Origin of the sequence: Gemmatimonas sp. UBA7669, assembly GCF_002483225.1 — a bacterium.
GTDB lineage: Bacteria > Gemmatimonadota > Gemmatimonadetes > Gemmatimonadales > Gemmatimonadaceae > Gemmatimonas.
The window spans coordinates 65,918-83,862 of the sequence record NZ_DLHL01000047.1 but is presented as its reverse complement, the minus strand read 5'-3'; the positions used below and the strand labels follow the sequence as shown (position 1 = coordinate 83,862).

At 66.6% G+C, this 17,945-nt stretch carries 17 protein-coding genes; 16 read left to right on the top strand and 1 reads right to left on the bottom strand.

Annotation, left to right across the window (positions count from 1 at the left end; genetic code table 11):
- Positions 1 to 49: 49 nt before the first annotated feature.
- Positions 50 to 625, bottom strand: coding sequence for a hypothetical protein (locus B2747_RS13245; RefSeq protein WP_291161712.1), 576 nt, complete (start codon positions 623 to 625; stop codon positions 50 to 52).
- A 195-nt stretch (positions 626 to 820) separates the two neighbouring features.
- Here B2747_RS13245 and B2747_RS13240 point away from each other — a divergent pair, with 195 nt between their 5' ends.
- From B2747_RS13240 to B2747_RS13165, 16 genes are all read left to right on the top strand, one after another.
- Positions 821 to 1,669, top strand: a complete 849-nt coding sequence (locus B2747_RS13240; RefSeq protein WP_291161710.1) for a PhzF family phenazine biosynthesis protein — start codon at positions 821 to 823, stop codon at positions 1,667 to 1,669.
- 21 nt (positions 1,670 to 1,690) lie between these two features.
- Positions 1,691 to 2,842: a hypothetical protein gene (locus B2747_RS13235; protein WP_291161708.1), complete on the top strand. Its 1,152-nt coding sequence runs from the start codon at positions 1,691 to 1,693 to the stop codon at positions 2,840 to 2,842.
- A gap of 59 nt (positions 2,843 to 2,901) precedes the next feature.
- Positions 2,902 to 4,209 carry a hypothetical protein gene (locus B2747_RS13230; RefSeq protein ID WP_291161705.1) on the top strand — a complete coding sequence of 436 codons (1,308 nt, stop codon included), beginning with the start codon at positions 2,902 to 2,904 and terminating at the stop codon, positions 4,207 to 4,209.
- Between the two features lie 59 nt (positions 4,210 to 4,268).
- On the top strand, positions 4,269 to 5,126 hold the full coding sequence (locus tag B2747_RS13225; RefSeq protein WP_291161702.1) for an ABC transporter permease: 858 nt from the start codon (positions 4,269 to 4,271) through the stop codon (positions 5,124 to 5,126).
- A gap of 2 nt (positions 5,127 to 5,128) precedes the next feature.
- Positions 5,129 to 6,313, top strand: a complete 1,185-nt coding sequence (locus tag B2747_RS13220; RefSeq protein WP_291161700.1) for an ABC transporter permease — start codon at positions 5,129 to 5,131, stop codon at positions 6,311 to 6,313.
- Entirely contained in the window at positions 6,310 to 7,017 is a 708-nt protein-coding gene (locus tag B2747_RS13215) for an ABC transporter ATP-binding protein (RefSeq protein WP_291161697.1), read from the top strand. The genes B2747_RS13220 and B2747_RS13215 overlap by 4 nt, the downstream gene beginning before the upstream one ends.
- An 8-nt stretch (positions 7,018 to 7,025) precedes the next feature.
- Positions 7,026 to 8,546: a hypothetical protein gene (locus B2747_RS13210; protein ID WP_291161694.1), complete on the top strand. Its 1,521-nt coding sequence runs from the start codon at positions 7,026 to 7,028 to the stop codon at positions 8,544 to 8,546.
- Between the two features lie 158 nt (positions 8,547 to 8,704).
- Positions 8,705 to 9,292, top strand: a complete 588-nt coding sequence (locus B2747_RS13205) for a hypothetical protein (RefSeq protein ID WP_291161691.1) — start codon at positions 8,705 to 8,707, stop codon at positions 9,290 to 9,292.
- Between the two features lie 129 nt (positions 9,293 to 9,421).
- Positions 9,422 to 10,027, top strand: coding sequence for an RNA polymerase sigma factor (locus tag B2747_RS13200; RefSeq protein ID WP_291161688.1), 606 nt, complete (start codon positions 9,422 to 9,424; stop codon positions 10,025 to 10,027).
- A complete protein-coding gene (locus B2747_RS13195; protein WP_291161686.1) occupies positions 10,024 to 11,130 on the top strand; it encodes a FecR family protein in 1,107 nt (368 codons plus the stop codon). Before B2747_RS13200 ends, B2747_RS13195 begins: the two co-directional genes overlap by 4 nt.
- A gap of 92 nt (positions 11,131 to 11,222) precedes the next feature.
- Complete coding sequence (locus B2747_RS13190; RefSeq protein ID WP_291161684.1) at positions 11,223 to 14,021, top strand: TonB-dependent receptor; 2,799 nt, start codon at positions 11,223 to 11,225, stop codon at positions 14,019 to 14,021.
- A 78-nt stretch (positions 14,022 to 14,099) separates the two neighbouring features.
- Positions 14,100 to 15,017 (top strand): fasciclin domain-containing protein, encoded by a 918-nt coding sequence (locus B2747_RS13185; protein ID WP_291161682.1) that lies wholly within the window; start codon positions 14,100 to 14,102, stop codon positions 15,015 to 15,017.
- A 219-nt stretch (positions 15,018 to 15,236) separates the two neighbouring features.
- Positions 15,237 to 15,509 carry a DUF4242 domain-containing protein gene (locus tag B2747_RS13180; RefSeq protein WP_343125905.1) on the top strand — a complete coding sequence of 91 codons (273 nt, stop codon included), beginning with the start codon at positions 15,237 to 15,239 and terminating at the stop codon, positions 15,507 to 15,509.
- A gap of 49 nt (positions 15,510 to 15,558) precedes the next feature.
- Positions 15,559 to 16,296: a DUF429 domain-containing protein gene (locus B2747_RS13175; RefSeq protein ID WP_291161676.1), complete on the top strand. Its 738-nt coding sequence runs from the start codon at positions 15,559 to 15,561 to the stop codon at positions 16,294 to 16,296.
- Between the two features lie 46 nt (positions 16,297 to 16,342).
- Positions 16,343 to 16,801: a DinB family protein gene (locus B2747_RS13170; RefSeq protein ID WP_291161673.1), complete on the top strand. Its 459-nt coding sequence runs from the start codon at positions 16,343 to 16,345 to the stop codon at positions 16,799 to 16,801.
- Positions 16,802 to 16,984: 183 nt separating this feature from the next.
- Positions 16,985 to 17,944, top strand: coding sequence for an SDR family NAD(P)-dependent oxidoreductase (locus B2747_RS13165; protein WP_291161670.1), 960 nt, complete (start codon positions 16,985 to 16,987; stop codon positions 17,942 to 17,944).
- The last annotated feature ends 1 nt before the right edge of the window (position 17,945 follow it).

Here is a 17,945-nt window from a genome sequence, read left to right as displayed (position 1 = left end):
CTGCCCTTACACTATGCCCTGCCGAAGGGCAGCGCAAACTGCGTCACATTCACACCGAGCCAGGTTGCGCCTCGTTTGTTCCCGCTACGTCGTTCTTTGGCGTGTCAGGTCGCGCCAGTCTGACGTCAGGCTGCCCCTGCGCCAGCGCCAGCGCATGTTCGGCGATGGCCAGCTCCACTTCGGACGCGAAGTCGCGCGCAGCCTCCACAGCGTCCTTGCGCAGCGGCAGGATAAGTTCGGAGGGGTGCACAAACGCGAAGCCATCCTCGCGTGCCAGGGCGTCGTAGGCCTGGAGGTCCCGCGCGGTCAGTACGATTTCCCACTTGCGCCACCACAGGCGGCCACGGCTCTGGATGCGCGCGTCGCCCAGTGCGTGAATGGGAATGGTGACTTCGCGGATGCCCGCGAGCTCGGTGTCGGTGCGTATCTCGGGACCAATGCGCTGGATTTCGCGCTCCACCCGCCACTGCACCATGACGGCGTCATTCTCGAGACGCAGCACGCCGTTGCGGCGTTCTTCGGTGGTGGTGATGGAGCCGCCGCTGATGACCTGGTGCTCGGCGGAGAGTTGGAACGGTAGCGTGGCGATGCGAGGCACAGAGGGCACCGTGAAGCGTTCACGCATCCGATCGGAAGCGCTCGGAAGCGCGCGGAGCGAACTGCTGGTTGGAGTCAATCTAGACCGGTGGTGACCGGTGGGCCACTCGGCATTGGGGGAACGCTGTGCTCCCAGGATTTGCTCCAACACGAAGTTTCAGAGTATGGCGTAGGACGGCGCGATGATACGGCGCCCCATACGACATCAGTTACAGGAGTCTCCATGCACATTCAGCACTTTGCGGCCTTTTCGCGTGACGGGCAGGGTGGCAACCCGGCCGGCGTTGTTCTGATTGACCAGTTCCCTGGCGATGAGGTCATGCAGCGGACCGCCGCTGATCTCGGCTACTCCGAAACGGTTTTTGCCGCGCAGCAGGGGAGTCAGTGGCGGGTGCGCTACTTTGCGCCCACGAGCGAGGTGCCGTTCTGTGGGCACGCCACCATTGCGCTGGGCGCTGCGCTTGCCGAGGCACATGGCAATGGCACGTATCCCCTTGTTCTGCACGACGGCACGCCCATTGTGGTGGAAGGCCTTGTGCAGGACGGGTCCTTGTCGGCCACCCTCCGCTCACCCAGCACACGCAGTCAGCCCCTCGACGCACAAACCACAGCTCGAGTGCTGGCCGTGTTCGGGTACCACCATGACGATCTCGATCCGCGCATCCCGCCCGCCCGCATCCATGGCGGTGCTTCGCATCTGCTGATTGCGTTGCGCGACGCCGAGGGGCTGGCCTCCCTGCAGTACGAATTTGAGGCCGGTCGTCAGCTCATGCTGGAGCATGGCGTGGCCACCGTTGGTCTGGTGCATGCGGAAACCGCGCAGCGATTTCTTGCCCGCCATGCCTTTGCCGGCGGCGGCGTGTACGAGGATCCGGCGACCGGCGCGGGTGCCGCTGCGTTGGCCGGGTATCTGCGTGACCTTGGGTGGCCACACGGCGGGACTCTCGAGATCCTGCAAGGACAGCACATGGGTGTGCCATGTCGCATTGCGGTGCGCATGAACGCACGGCCTGGAGAGGGCATACAGGTGTCCGGCGAGGTGCGGCGGCTCGTCGCGGGGAAACTCGCCTAGGCGGGTCGGCGTACGGTCTGCATGAACACACGCGTGGTGGGACGCCAGCTGGGCGCGACGGTGTTGCTGTTGGTTGGATGTGGTAGCGGGACGGGCGCGACGTCGGAGACACCACCGGATGTCGTGACTGAAGTGCGTGTGATGGTCGACTCCGCGATCGCCCGTCGCCTGCTCGACGCCGATCGACAGTTCCACACACGCTTCCCCGGTGAAGCTCCGCGTCTGGCGGTTGCCGGCACGCCGCCGCCCGGCGAACGGCTCATCGGTCGAAATCGCCAGTGGGGCGCGATGTACGCGTCGCGCTTCCAGATGGGCACGGGCACCGCGCATCGGATGCTGCTGGCAGCTGGTGCGCGGGCAGAAGCACAGCGCGCCTTCGATGGCATTGAAGCAGGATTCAGCACCATGGAAGCGTCCGGACGACTGCCGGCGCGCGTACCAGCAAGCGTCTCCATGGGCCAGTCCATGAGTGATGCCGATGTGGCCAGTGGAGCCGCCTTCTTTCTCGGCGATGCCTGCACGGCGTTACTGGCCTTGGCAGTACATCCCGACGGTGGGTCATTGATCGCCGCGTCGCGTCAGGCCGAGGTGCAGGAGAAAGCGGTGCGCAGTGCCGCGTGGTTGTATACGCAGGCGCCGTTGTTGCTCGTGGCAGATGCGGCGGCGCCCAATCGTCTGCTGTTCGACGCCCGAGCCCTGCTGGCCTGCACCGCCCTCGCGCCAGACGACGTACTCCGTCGCAGCGCGGAGACGTTTGTTCAGCGGGCGCTGCAACTCCAGTCGCCGGAGGGATGGTTTGTCGAAGGTGGCAGCTGGGATACGAACTACCAGGCCGTGGCGCTTGAGATTGGTGCCGACGTGCACGCGGTGATGCCAGACGGTGCTATACGCAACGCACTGGCCGCGGCGCTTGTGCGAGGCGCTGCGTGGCTCACCGCGCGTGTGGATGCACAAGGGCGCGTGGATTCGCGCGGCAACCGTCGCACGTGCAGCGGTGGTGAATCCTTTCTCGGGACGCCCAAGTCGCTCTCGCTGCCGAGTGTGGTCACCGGACTTGGTCGCGTTACCGCCTCGGTGGGTGACGTGCCGGGCGCGGCGGGCGCTGTGCAGCGTGTGTACCAGTGGGCGGTGGCAAATCCCGAGCGGGACCCCTGCCATGAGGGCGGTGTGTAGTTCGCCCTGCGATACTTCCTCCTCCTCGTTGACGCTTCTTCACCATGTCGATGTGCACCATGTCTGCTGGCATTCGCGCGCTGTTCGTCCTGCTGGGTCTCAGTGCCAGTGCGCTGCGCCAACCCGCAGGGGCCCAGATGGCCAGTGACAACTCGCCCTACGCCCTCGCCCGCACGAGCGCGGGCGAGCCCGCCTGGGCACCGCTGCTCCGGCTGCGCGCCGCTGCGTCGCGTTTTGCGCCGGACAGCGCGCGTGGCGAAGGGAGCCGTGCATCACCCGAGCGCCAAGCCTGGCTGCAGTTGCTGGCGCAGGCGGAAGCCACGTTTGGCAATCCGCAACGCGCGCTCGAGGCGTGGGACCAGCTGGGGCGACCCTTTTCCGGCGATCTGACGCCCTATCGCACGCGATACGGCACTGCGCGCCAGGTTTCGGCTTTCGATACGCTCGTTGCCATGGCCGATACCGCGCGCGTCATCATGGTGAACGAGCGACACCACGCCGCCGTGGACCGTCTGCTCACGCTGCGTCTGCTGCGCGCCCTGCGCGCCAAAGGGTATCGCTACTTCGCCGCCGAGGCCTTTGCCGTGGATAGCGCACTCCCACAGCGTGGCTATGTGCTGGATGACGGAAGCTATCTGAGTGAGCCGGTGTTCGCGGAGATCGTGCGCGAGGCGCTGCGTCTCGGGTATACGTTGGTGCCGTACGAAGCCAGCGAGCAGCAATTCAATGAGCCCGATTCCCTGACGCCGCAGCAGCGCCGCGACTGGGCGCAGGCACAGAACCTCGTGGCGCGCACGCTGGCCGTGGACCCGCAGGCTCGGGTGCTCGTGCACGCGGGGTTTGATCACATCAAGCAGAAGGCCAGCGCCAACTGGTCGCCGATGGCCGCATACTTTGTGCAGCTGACGGGTATTGATCCGGTTACAGTCGATCAGACCAATGCCACGGCGCGGAGTCGACCGGAGACCAGCCATCCAGTGCATCAGGCCCTGCGCGGTCGCATACCGACAGACGGAACAATTTTCCTGAGCGACTCATCCGGCGAATCGATCGGCGCCAGCGCCTTGCTGGTGGATCTGGTGGCGGTGCGGGCAGCGGCGCCGGAAATCGCGGAGCGTCCGGCGTATATGACCATGAATGGCCTGCGCCGTGCGCGGCGCGTGTCGGTGCCCGAATGCCGTCGTGAGAGCTGCGTGGTCACGGCGCATCGGGCGGCGGAACCCGACGAGGCGGTCGTGCTCGACCGGGTCGAAGTGGTGCAGCGTGACACCGTGACCCTCTTCCTGCCGGCTGAGGACGTACGGGTGAGCGTGTATGCGCACGACGGACGTCGCCTGCGTTCCTGGACTGGCCCGCGTCCGCGCTGAGGCGGCTGCGGAAGTGCCGTACGTCGGAACGCTCAACCGTCCTGGCGCGTTGTAGGCGGATGATGCGAGTTCTGCTGCTTCTCGGAGTACAGCTGGCGGTGTTGGCGGCTCTGGTCACCCCTGCTTCTGCGCAAGCGGATCGGTCCTTCGCACGTGCGCTCTCGACCATTGCTCTCGACGAACGCCTCCGACAGGACGCGGCGCTCAAGGTGGGCGACACCATCACCCTGGCCACCACACCCGACGGGCCGGGACAGCAACTCGTGGTGTCGGCCTTCACGAAACGCACGGCGGACCCCTCGGAGGTGGCGCGCTCCGAGTACAAGGTGCGACTGCATCTCGGTGACCTGCAGGCGCTGCTGGGCTACGGCGACCGTGTGGACCGTTTTGCCGTGGTGACCCGTGACAGCGCCGCGACCGAACGCACGCTCTCCGCGGTAAACGCACAGGCGTTTGGCTTCCGCGCACACCTCTCGCGGGATATCGCGGTGGAAACCGGACGCACTTTTGCGGTCATCAATCGCTTTCACCGGGCGATCGGGGTCATCACCATTCTGGCCAGCGCGATCTTCCTCTTGTGCATCATGCTGCTGCGGGTGGAAGAACGCCGCCGCGAGATCGCCACGCTGCGATTGATCGGGCTCTCGCGTCGCACCGTGGTCCAGGCCATCGTGGTGGAAGCCACGGCCATTGCGCTGCTGGGCGCTATGCTTGGCACCGGGCTTGGCTGGGTCAGTTCGCTGGCTGTGAATCGCTTCTATCAGGGGCTGTATCGTACGCCGCTGGTGTTTTCGTTGGTCACGCCTGACGTGGTGCTGCTGGCCGTCGTCTTGAGCGCGGTCCTGGGCGTGGCGGCCGGCTGGCTCGCAGCGCAGCGTCTGGTGCAGCGGGCTCCACTTGCGCTGCTGGGCCGTTGAGCATGCGTGCGCTGCTCGCTTTGGCGTCGCTGGTTCGCCATCCGGCCCGCACGGCGCTTGCCGTGGCCGGCATTGCCGTGTCGAGTGCCATGCTGCTGGACATGGTGATGCTGGCCAGTGGCATGCGTCTGTCCTTTCGCGAGCTGCTGGATGCGCGCGGCTTTCAGATCCGCCTGAGCCCCAAGGGCACGCTGCCCTTCGACACTGAGGCGACGGTGGGTGATGGTCGGTCTACGCTGGAGACATTGCAGCGGCATCCGGGCGTGCTGGTCGTGGCGCCCAATCTTGGTACCCAGCTCATCGCGCCACGCGGTGACGCGGGGGTAACCCTCGCTGCGTTGGGCGTTGAGCCGACCGTGCAGGGTGACTACACCCTGCTCGAAGGTCGTCACCCCGTGCGCGGAGAAGTGGTGGCCAGCCGCGCGGCGCTGGCTGCGCTCGGCCGCGCGGTGGGTGACACGCTGACCCTCGCATCCGGTTGGGATACGCAGCTCCGTCTCTTCCGTGGCACGCAGGTGTACCGCGTGTCGGGCATCGCGCGATTTCACTATCTGGGCGCGGATCAACACGTCGTCGCGTTACCGTTGGCCGACGTGCAGGCGCTCGACGATGGCGCCCGCGACGACCGCTTGTCCTCGATCATGGTGCGGCTAAAGCCCAACGCCACTGCGGGTGATGTCGCGCGTGACCTCACCGCGCAGCTTCCGCGCGTGAGTGTCCTGACCACTGCTGATGCGGTGGCGCAGGCCGACGAGCGTCTCGCCTACTTCCGCAACCTTGCCTTCATCCTCGGCAGCGTGTCGCTGGCCGTGGGCTTCCTGCTTGTGACCACGTTGATGACGGTGTCCGTAAACGAACGTATCGGAGAGATTGCCGTGCAGCGCGCCCTGGGTGTGCAGGCGACGCGCATCGTACAGCAGATTGTTGCTGAAGGCCTGGTCTTGTCGCTGGTTGGCGGTGGATTGGGGCTGGGACTGGGACTGCTCACGGCGCGCTATCTGGAGAGCATTCTGGGTGACTTTCCGGGATTGCCTCCCGACATTTCGTTCTTCGTGTTTCAGCCGCAGGACGCCCTGAGTGCCATGGGCATGCTGGTAGTGGCGGGTGCGTTGGCGGGCATTCTGCCCAGTTGGCGTGCCGCGCGACTGCCCATTGCCGCCACACTGCGCGAGGAGGCGGTGGCATGAGCCGCGTACTTTCTGAAACGATGCTGCTCGAGGCGGTGGACATCCATCGGGACTATGCCATGGCCGGCGACGCGGTGCATGCGCTGCGCGGATTGTCGCTTTCGGTGGCCGAGGGAGACTACGTCGCCATCGTTGGCCCGAGCGGATGCGGCAAGAGCACCCTGCTCAACCTGCTGGGGGCGCTCGACCGGCCATCACGCGGCGCGGTGCGTGTGCGTGGGCAGGATGTCGCGCAGCTCAACGACCGCGCCGCGACGGATTTCCGCCTGCGCAGTGTGGGCTTCGTGTTTCAGCGCTTTCACCTGCTGCCCATGTTGACGGCCGCCGAGAACGTGGCCTTGCCCATGGCGGAAGCCGGTGTGCCGGCGCGCGAACGGCTGGCTCGTGCTGCCGAACTCCTCACATACGTTGGGCTTGGCGGGCGTACAGCGCACCGGCCCACGCAGCTCTCCGGCGGCGAGCAGCAGCGTGTGGCCATTGCGCGCGCGCTGGCCAACAAGCCGGCGCTGATGCTGGCCGATGAGCCAACGGGGGAACTCGATGCGCGAACTGGTGCAGAAATCATTGCTCTGTTCGAGCAGCTCAATCGGGACGGCACCACGCTGGTGGTGGTGACCCATGATGAGGAGCTGGCGCAGGCGGCGCGGCGGGTGGTGCACATGAAGGACGGTGCGATCGTTCGCGACGAGCGGCTGCGGGACTGAGATAGGCCATGGACTTCGGAACGATCATCCGTCTGGCGTTCGCGCAGTTGTCACATCGGCCATGGCGCAGTGCGCTGCTGTTTGGCGGGTTCGGGCTTGGTGTGGGGGTGATGATCGTCCTGCTGTCCATAGGCGAGGCGATGATGGCACAGGCGCGTGATGAGCGGCTCGTGGGCGGTGGAGCCATTACCGTTCTGCCCGAGGGGCTGGACGTGGAGATGCTCAAGACCGGTGGCGTGGGCGGCATGTGGTTCTCCATTGCCAACGCGCGCTTTGTGCATCGGCAGTTGCTCACGTCGCCGCGATTGGGGGCTGATGTGGTGACCGCAGCGCCGCAGATCTCCGAGAAGCTGGCGTATTTGCGGGCTGGCCAGGGTGCCGATGCGCGCGTGATTCCCGTGCGGGCCCTCGGTGAAATTCCCTCCGCGTCGCATACGGCGGGCGCTGTGCCGCCGCTGGCATCGGGCAGCTGGGTGGACAACGCCGCCGATGTGGCCTGGTTGCGTCCCACGCCGTCTGAGCGGCTGCATCAGATGGATCGATTCCATGTGGTGCCGGCCTCGGTGCCGGCGGATGCGCGCTCAAGCTGGGCAGAATGGCACTATGCCAACGTGGTATCCGACGATGGACGCCAGCGGCTGTTCGTCACGCTGATGCTGGTGGGCGACGTACCACACGGTGAGTGGGGCGCGCAGGTGCTCATCAGTCAACAGGTGGACGGGCGTCCGGTGCGTCGCTGGTCGCGGCGCGTACCGGCAGCACGCGTACAGTTTGACACCACGCGTGCGGACCTGGTGGTGGGCGACGCGGAGTTTCGTGTGCGTGACGATGGGCACTATGTCGTTCGTGCAAAGGCCGAGTCGGAGAACGGCGGGCCGCCCATCGATGTGGCGTTCACGCTTGAGCCGGAGCCGCGTCAGTACTTCCCGGGTGCGGATCTTGGTGGGCAGGGGCTGGTGTCGGGTTATGCCGTACCCGTGTTGCGCGGACGTGCCAGTGGACAGGCGTGCGTTGGTGCGGACTGCTTTCGCTTTTCTGATGCGCAGGGCTATCACGATCACAACTGGGGCGTGTGGCGATCGGTGAACTGGGAGTGGGGGGGCAGTCGTGCCGGCGACTACACCTTCTTGTATGGGCGCGTGCAGCAGACCGACCGTGAGGCCGCGTCGGCGCCGGTGTTCTTTTATCTGGTGGACTCGCTCGGGTTTCGCGCGCTGTTTCGTCCGCAGCGCGTAGAGTGGACGGACGATCGCACGCTTTCCGTGGACGGCACAGCGCTGCGTGTCCCGTCGCGCGGCGTGATGACCGACGTGCGCGGCAGCGACACACTCCACGTGGAGCTGCTGGTGGACGATGTCGCAGCCACCGATACGCGGCGCGGCCTGATTGAACGGGGCGAAACGGCCGCAGCGCGTGACATTGCGAAGCCGTGGTTTCTGCAGTTGGCGGGCCGAGCGCGATTGCGCGGGCGCGTGGGCGGGCAGGTGCTCAGTGGTGAGGGGCGGGGGTTCTTCGAGACGTATCGGTAGTGGCGGGCGTCGCACTGCGGTTCGTCCGCATGCCACTTCGGTTTGGCGGTCACTGAACGCGTTGTGTCCCATCGTTCGGCGCGAGATGTGGCGTGTGGGCACATTCCGGCATGTCGCCATCGGTGCTGATTCGCCGTGTTCACCGTTCAAGTGCCGCCGTGCTCGGGACTTTCGTCCTTGTGCACCTCGTCAATCACCTGGCTGGCCTGCGCGGAGTCGAGGCGCACCTCGCCTTCATGCAGGCCGCGCGAGCGGTCTATCGCCATCCCGCAGTGGAGGTCCTGCTGCTGGTCTCGGCTGCGCTGCAGGGCTTGAGCGGCGCGGCCATGCTGCGTCGCGCTCGTTTGTTTGATGCCGCGCCGTGGATGCAACGACTGCAGCATTGGTCAGGCCTGTACCTCGGGCTCTTTCTGGTGGTGCATGTGACCGCGGTGCTGGCTGGCCGCGGCGTCTTTGACCTCGATACGACCTGGTACTTCGCTGCGGCCGGCTTTCACGTACGGCCCTTTGCCTGGTTCTTTGCGCCGTACTACGGACTGGCCGTGCTGGCGCTGGGCGCACATATGGGATGTGCATTGCACCGGCGACTGGGCTCGACCCCTCAAACCACGCGGCTCAGGCAGGCCGCCCTGCTGCTGCCCATGCTCGGCGCGGCGATGGCTGGCGGGCTCATAGTGAGCATGCTGGCAGGCTGGCTGTACCCCGTGCGTGTCCCATCCGAATACCTCGCGCCCTTTGGCGGCTGATACGTCGGCCTAGGGGACGGTGCCGCAGCGCACATTGGCCGGAACCCGGTCCACGCCCCCGTCATTGAGCTGAGGTGCACGCACGCCGGCCCCCGACTGGTCATTGGGGCCGGCTGGCGGGTGTTCCTCATGTCCATGACTGACGTCGATTCCGACTTCCTCCTGGCCGTGTCCGCCAAGGTGCGGGCCGGTGACGCCGATGCCTACCGACAGCTCTTTGATGCGCTGTACGGGCCGCTGCGGCGTTTCGCCTGGTCACTCGTGCGCGATGATGCGCAGGCCGAGGATCTGGTGCAGGAAGCCTTTGTGCGCCTGTGGGATCGGCGTGCGAGCATGGACGGGGACATCCCACTCCGTGCCTGGCTGTATCGAACCGTGCGCAATCTCGCTCTCAATTCCCGCCGCGATCTCGCGACGAGGACCCGCCTGCTCGACGATCCCGTCTCGCGGGACAACCCCGTGGTGGCGCGGCCAGCGCCGACGCCGGAAGACCTGACGGTCGATCGGGAGATCAATCGCCAGTTGAGCACGCTCGTGCAGGAGCTGCCGCCGAGGCAGCGTGAGGCGCTCTTGCTTTCCCGCGTGGAGGGCCTGTCGCATGCCGAGGTGGCAAACACCATGGGGTGCGCCCCGCGCACGGTGAACAACCATCTCGTGGCCGCACTCAGCACACTGCGCCGTCGTTTGGCGGAGCTGGGCACGCTGGTGGCTTCACTCGTGGGGATGCTGTCATGACGCGCCGTCCATTTGACGCTGATGGCATGCGCGTACCGCGCGAACTCGACGCAACCCTGCGTGATCGTGTGGACGGTGCCGCGATGCGGGCCGTGTACGATGCGGTCGGTCGGGCGGCTCTGGCGGCGGATGAGGTGTCGGCCGCCGAGCGTGAGGCGGCGTGGACGCGTTTGTCGCGGCGTCTCAATGATCCGGACCGCGTGCCGTTTCGTGATGACGTGCCGCCGATGCTCGAACTGGTGTCGGACGAACCGGACGCCAGCGACCTGGCTCCACCGGAGGTCGCACCGGTCGTGGAGGTTGTGCCTTCCGTGCTGTCTGCCACACCGCGCGAAACCTTCGTCACCACTCGGTCGCGGCGATTCCGGTTCGGCCTGCGCGGTCTCGCGGCGGCTGCCGTGCTGCTACTGGGTGTGGGCATTGGCTGGGGCGGCGGCCAGCGCAGCTATCACAACGAAGCCGGCCGTCGTACCGTCATGCTGCCGTTGGCTGATGGTAGCCGCGTGTGGCTGACGCCCGGCAGCACCTTGTCGCATCCGCGGCGTTGGGCGCTGCTGCGCGCCACGGGACTGACCTGGCTCGCGCCGGATGCGCGTCGCGTGACGCTCAGCGGCGACGCCTTCTTTGCGGTGGCGCGGGACGGCCGGCCGTTCACGGTGGCAACCGGTGATGCCGAGGTGCGTGTATTGGGCACGCGATTCATGGTGCGTGCGGCCCACGCCACACATGGCACACGCGTCCAGGTAGAGGAAGGGCGCGTGGCCGTTTCCCACGCGGCATCTCGCCTCGAGCTCTCGGCAGGCGACGCTGCGCGCGTGAGGGGGGCAGCGATCGAACCGTACCGCGTGCCGGCAACTCGTGTGGCGGTAGCCATGCAGGGGGGGATGACCGCCATCGACGAGCCGCTGGGCGAGGTGTTTGATGCGCTGTCGCGTCGCTATGGCGTGCAGATCGAGCGGAGCGCTCGCGTCAACCTCGTGAACACGGTGTCGTTCTACTTCCCCGATGAACCTGATGTGGAGACGGTGCTCGGTGACCTGTGTGCGGCGCAGGGATTGACCTTTACGCGCAGCAGTCGCGGCTATCGCATCGACAGGCCGTGATTCGCTGGTTGCGTCGGACCGTTTCAGGCCGAGCAGGACACGACGCAGGGCGCGTGTTTCGGACGGCATGGCGGGCGCCTGGTGCGTCCGCCGTGCTTTGTCTTTCGGTGCTGAGTGCCGCCGTATTGCCGGCTCAAGTACGCCCCGCCACCCGGCCGCCCTCGCCACCTGCCGCGCGGGTGTCGCTGGCGCTCATCGACGTGCCCGTCACCGATGCACTCGAAACACTGGCCGTGACGGCCGGCATCGGTCTCGTGTGGCAGTCGTCGGCACTGGGCGCGCAGGCCCAGCAGCGCATCTCGTGTCGATTGGAGAATGCGGAGCCCGAGGCGGTACTCCGCTGCATCACGAAGGCAGCGGGACTCGATTTTGTGCGCCTGTCGTCGGGCACCTACGTTGTCGTCGCGGGCAGTGAAACGGCACCGCGCCTTGGCAGCCTGGCCGGTGTGGTGCTTGACGCCAGCTCGGGTTCGCCGCTGTCCATGGCGCGTGTGGAGCTGGCTGAGCGGCCGAATGCGTTGCTCTCATCGGATGATGGCGGTTTTGTGTTTCGCGACCTGCTTCCGGGGCGCTATGCGCTGCGTGTTCGCGCAGTCGGCTATGCACCCACGCAGATGGAGGTGGAGCTCGCGCCGGGACAGGGCCGCGTAACACGCCTCATGCTTGCACCGCAGGCGCAACTGGTGCGCCCCATTGTGGTCAACGGACTGCGGGCCGGCGCCCTGGGCATGAGCAGTGCCAACGCGGCCTCCGGTACAACGGCGCTTGAGGGCACGCTGGCGCGTGCCGTGGTTGCGCCGCCCTCGCTGTTCCTGCCCGGCGCTCCGTTGCCACTCGGTGTGTCGCGGCGTGATGGCACCGGCGACCTGCATATGCAGGGTGGGGACCTGGGCGAGCATCCCTGGCGGCTCGATGGTATCCCGCTGTACGACGTCACGTCACTGTCCGGTCTTCTGGGCATGGTGGCGCCGCTGGCGGTGGAACAACTCACGCTGCGACGCAGTGGCTATCGGGCCGATGTGGGCAGCTATGCGGCCGGTGTGCTCGACCTGCAACACCTCGTGGACGCCACGCCCCGTACGCTGCACGCCGAGGTGCACGCCGACCCATTGGCTGCTTCGGCGCGGCTCAGTGCACCATTGTCGCTGGGTTCAGCCAATGGCAATGTGATGCTGGCGGGACGCACGGGCCTCTGGAATTGGACGGCGCCGCCCGCACTGACGCGTGCGATGCGTCACTGGAGCACGCCGGAGCCGGTGTTGCTGTCCCGCCTGGCCGGCGTGGGGGCGCTGCCGGGTATGGAGAATCTCGAGTCCACGGCCTTTTCCGCCGCCATTGGTCAGGAAGACGTCACGCTGCATGACCTGCATGCGGCGCTGCGTCTTCAGTCTGGGGTAGCGCACACCATCGACGCCTCGGCCTTTCGTCTGGAGCGAGGCGTGCGCTTCGATGGCACGGTGGCGTCGGACGGAGAAACCGCGTTGCACACGGATGATCGCTATGCGTGGCGCACCACCGGTGCGCAGCTCACGCATCGCTGGCTATTGGGCACGCGTGTTCGCCAGCAGCTGCAGCTGCGAACGGCACAGCATGCGCTGGATCACGATGGCAGCATGCGCATGACGTCGGCGCCGTCGGTCGGACTCGGGGCGCACGAGGACAATCGCATTGCCGAGACCACGCTGGCTGCGCAGTGGCGCATGCCGTTCGGCACGAGGACGGATGTCTCGCTTGGTCTCGAGGGCACACGCACGAGTGCGAGACTGAACCTGGCGAATCGCGTGTTGCGTCCGCTGGCGGTGGACGCCACGGTGTGGCGTGGTACGGTGCTGGCTGACGCGACCGTGCAGCTCGCCGATCGTCGCTATCTCGATGTGGGACTGCGAGTGACGCAGTTGCAGTCGGGCCGCACGTATGGTGAGCCGAGAGTGGCGCTGCGCGGGGAGCATGGCGCGGATCGGGTGTTTACGTGGCGTATGGCAGCCGGCGGCTACCATCAATTCGTGAATCAGTATGATGTGGCCAGTACCATGCCCACGGCGTTCGTGCCGGGCATGCGATTCTGGTTGCCCGGGGATGGGCGGACACCGGTGGCGCAGGCCTGGCACGGCAGCAGCGAATTGGCGTGGCGTGTGGCCCCGGGTTGGGAGATGCGCGCGGAGAGCTTCGCGCGCTGGCACCCGGTGCTGCCCATGTTCGACTACGGCGTGATGTTCGACCCGACGCGCGTGAACACGGCCGTGGCCGATTCGCTGGCCTTTGCGGTGGGCACGAGTGGTCGGGCCATGGGCGTCGGCTTGCGCTTGCAGCGTGATGTCACGCAGGGCGCGTGGCGCACGCGCAGTGAGCTGGCGTACGACTTTGGCTGGGCCACTCGCACTTTCCCTTCGCGTTTCGCGAATACGGCGCAGCCCGTGCCGTGGCTCGAGCCGCATCGCGCGCTGTGGTCCACCGATGTGCAGCGCGGTGGCGTGACCCTCGCCACACGCCTGCGTGGCGTGTGGGGACGTCGTTGGGCACTGCGACAGGCGTACTACGATCTCCTGGGGGCGTCGCCATCGAGCGCGGACCTGCCCATTGTTTCGCCCGGTCAGATGCGCCGTCCGGCACTGCTCGACATGGACGTGGGTGCCACCTGGGAGCGTGAAGTGGCGGGCACCCGTGTGGAGCTTGGCGCGAGCGTGCTCAATGTCATCGGTCGGCGCAATGTGCTGGACTATGGGCTGCAGCGCGTCGCATCTGCTGATGGCACCCCGGCTGATGGCAACGCGGCTGATGGCACGCCCGCGCGTTATCTCATGCAGCCGCGGTTTCTTCCGGGCCGGCAACTCTCCATCACGCTGCGTGTGATGCCACGCACAGTGTTTCGCGGAAGTGCCGTGATCGACTAGTCATTGATGTTCGACCGCGTGTCCTGCTGGTGACTGTTCGAAAAGGATTCGGACAGCGTGCCCTTCTCACCAACAGCCATGCGTGCTTCCATGCTCATGATGACTCGCCGCGCCCTCGTGGCGCTGACCCTGCCGGTGCTGGCGTCCACGCTTGTCGCCTGCAGTGACGATGATGACACCCCCACCGCGCCCACCCTGCAGACCATCACGCAGACGGCTGCGGCCACGGCCAATCTCTCCACGCTGGTGACGGCGCTGCAGGCCGCCGAGCTCACGACGACGCTCAATGGCACAGGACCGTTCACGGTGTTTGCGCCGGTCAACAGCGCGTTCTCCGCACTGCCGAGCGATGTGGTGACGCGTCTGCTCGAGACGGGCAACCGCGCCATTCTCACCAAGGTGCTCACGTTCCATGTGGTGCCGGGCCGCATCACGGCCAGCCAGCTTCGTGATGGGCAGACGCTGACGACGGTGGAAGGCACGGCGTTGCCGGTGTCGGTGGCCAACGGTGTGGTGACGGTGGGTGGTGCACGTGTCACGACCGCCGATGTCGCGGCGTCGAACGGCGTGGTGCACCTGATTGATGGCGTGATGCTCGGCAGCCTCGACATCGTGGACAACGCCATCATCCGCGGCTTCAGCAGCCTGGTGAGCGCGGTGCAGGCGGCCAACCTGGTGACGCCGCTTCGTGGTGGCAACCTGACCGTCTTCGCGCCCACCAACGCCGCCTTCGCCGCCATTCCCGGTGGCGCGCCGACGGATGTGGCCACCCTGACGCGGGTGCTGCAGCTGCATGTCGTGGGTTCACGGGCACTCTCGTCGCAGCTGAGCAATGGCCAGCAGCTGCCCACCCTGCTGACCGGCACCAGCCTCACGGTTGGTCTGACCGGTGGCGTGCGGGTGACGGGTCCGCGCAACTTCGCCTCGGTCGTCGCCGCCGATGTGGTGGCCAAGAATGGCGTGATTCACGTCATCGACACGGTGCTGCTGCCCTGAGGTCATGAACGGCCTCTGATGCGACGAGTGGGTCGCAACCAGATATGCACGCCCGCCGGGAGCAATTCGCACCCGGCGGGCGTTGTGGTTTGCCGGGAAGGAGGTGATGTGATTGTCATGCCCGCTGGTCCGGATGGCGCGGTAGCTTCGCACTACCAACGCCGTCCGGCCCGTCGATCGGGCCGGACGGTGCCTGAACCCTTCTCACGAGAGTTGCTCATGCCGCAGTTCCTCATCGAACGCAACATTCCCGGAGCCGGCAATCTCGGCCCGGACGACCTCAAGGCCATTTCGCAGAAGTCCTGCGGCGTTCTGCAGGGCCTCGGACCGGAGATTCAGTGGGTTCACAGCTACGTCACGCAGGATCAGATCCATTGCATCTACCGGGCGCCCAACGCCGAGATGGTGCGCGAGCATGCGCGGCTTGGCGGATTCCCGGCCGATCGGGTCTCCGAGATTCGCACAATCATCGACCCGACCACGGCCGAGTAGCAGCGGCCAGCGTATCACGCCGTCCGCGCGCCACCGCGCAGTGGAAGCGATGATCCAGCTCATCGGCATCGACTGCGCTACCGATCCCGCCAAGATCGGTGTGGCGCGCGGGCAGCTTCGGCAGGGCCGTGTGGAGGTGTTGGCGGCACAGTTGGTGGGTAAGGGTGGTGACCCCGCGGATGTGGTGTCGCAGTGGGTCGCGGCCCATGACGGCCCCAGCCTGCTGGCGGTGGACGCCCCGCTGGGTTGGCCGGCTGGGCTCGGTGCGGCGCTCGCAGGACATCGCGCCGGTGCGCCGCTTGCCGGTGAGGCCAATCAGTTGTTCCGGCGGGAAACCGATCGTGTGGTGCACGAGCGACTCGGCAAGCTGCCGCTCGATGTTGGCGCGGATCGCATTGCGCGCACGGCGCTCGCGGCACTGCAGATGCTGCAGCGTGTGCGGTTGCAGTGTGGGCTGGAGATCCCCATGGCCTGGACGCCAGAGGATATCGCACCGGTTGCCGCCATCGAGGTGTATCCGGCGGGCACGCTGGTGGGTCGCGGTGTGATCAGTTCCGGGTACAAGCTGGCCGCCGACCGGGGTGTTCGTGACGCGATGCTTGCGGCACTGGCTGATGAGCTGGTCGGTGGCACACATCGCGCGGTCCTGCTGCAGCATGCGGACGTGCTCGACGCGTCACTGTGTCTGCTGGCCGGCGCCGACTTTCTGCGAGGAACGGTGCTGCAGCCCGACCATCCCGACCGCGCTCGCCAAGAGGGATGGATCTGGGTGCGTCCTCCGTCCTGACACGTTCCGTGCGAAGAACGCGGCGTGTCGAGTATCTTGATGCTCCATGGCCGATCTCTCCTCCCTGCTGACCCATCTGGCCTGGGCCGACGAGCGGACCCGGGCGTCCATTGAATCGCTCGATGCAACGAGCGAGGCCCATGCCGAGTGTGTGCGGCTCTACGCACACATGGCGGCCGCTCAACACGTGTGGTACTCGCGCGTGGTTGGGGCGGTGCCACGGCATGTCGTGTGGCCCACGCTGACGCTGGCCGAAGCCGCGGAACTGTCGCGCGAAAGTCTGACGGGATGGCGCGAAGTGGCTGCTCAGGGCGAGGCCGTTCTGGCATCGACGGTGGAGTACCGAACCGGCACCGGTGCGCGATTCAGCAATACTGTGGACGAGATCGTCACGCAGGTGCTGCTGCATGGCAGTCATCATCGCGGCCAGGTGGCCCTGCTCGTGCGCCGAGCCGGAGGACAGCCCGCGACAACCGACTGGATCTTCCATCGACGGGAACCGTAGCGCGCCACGGACGCGCGTCACGGAATAGCAGCTGTTGGTCCTTCCTTCGCGCCGTTGGGCACGTGGGATGAATGGTGATGTGAAAAATGCTGGCGGCGCCGCACCGGCCTTACTACAATCGGGCGCACCACGCGGTGGTTGACGTCAGGGTCAGCCGCTGAGCCCTCCCCAATCCGCCCCGCCATGCGTTTGCTCCGTTCGCTCTGTCTCGCCCTGCTCGGCTCGGCGTTGTTCGCCGCAGCCGGCCAACCGCTTTCCGCGCAGTCGGCTGCGCCGCGCGCGGTACTCGTCACCGGTGCAAGCAGTGGCATTGGTCGCACCATCGCTGAACGCCTCGCGCGCGAAGGCTTTTTCGTATACGCCGGGGCGCGAAGCGCCGAAGATATCGCGGCGCTCTCGGCCATCCCCAACATGAAGGGCGTGCGGCTGGATGTCACATCAACCGCCGACATTGCGGCCTTTGTGCAATTGGCGCAGCGGGACGGGCGCGGACTCTACGGTGTGGTGAACAACGCCGGCGTTGCCACGGGCGGACCGCTGATTGCCACAGACGATGACGAACTTCGTCGCGTACTCGACGTGAACGTGATGGGGCCGCTGCGTGTCACACGTGGCGTCGCGCCGCTGCTCATTGCGAGCAAGGGGCGCGTCGTCACCATCTCGTCCATCTCCGGCGTGCTGTCGGGACCGATGCTCGGTGTGTACTCCATGAGCAAGCATGCGGTGGAAGCGTTTGGTGACGCACTCGGCGCGGAGATGGCGCCACTGGGGGTGACCTCGAGTCTCATCGAGCCCGGCAACTATCGCTCGGACATCGGTCGCAACACGATGTCGGCGGCGCAGGCGGCCGCCGAGCGCGCGCGGGGCACGCCGTTTGAGGCGGCCATGCAGAACTTCGTGCGCGCCATGGGCAACTACGACAACTATCCACCGCCCGACAGTGTGGCGGCCGCGGCGCTGCACGCGTTCACGGCACCGCAGCCGCGTGCGCGATACATGGTGGTGCCCGCAGCCAATCAGGCGGCGGTCACGATTCGCAAGGCGATGGAGGAGTTGGTGCAGCTCAACGCCGGTCATCAGTTCAGCTATGATCGCGAGGCGCTGGTTCGCCTGTTGGACGAAACACTCGCGCGTGTGAAGTAAC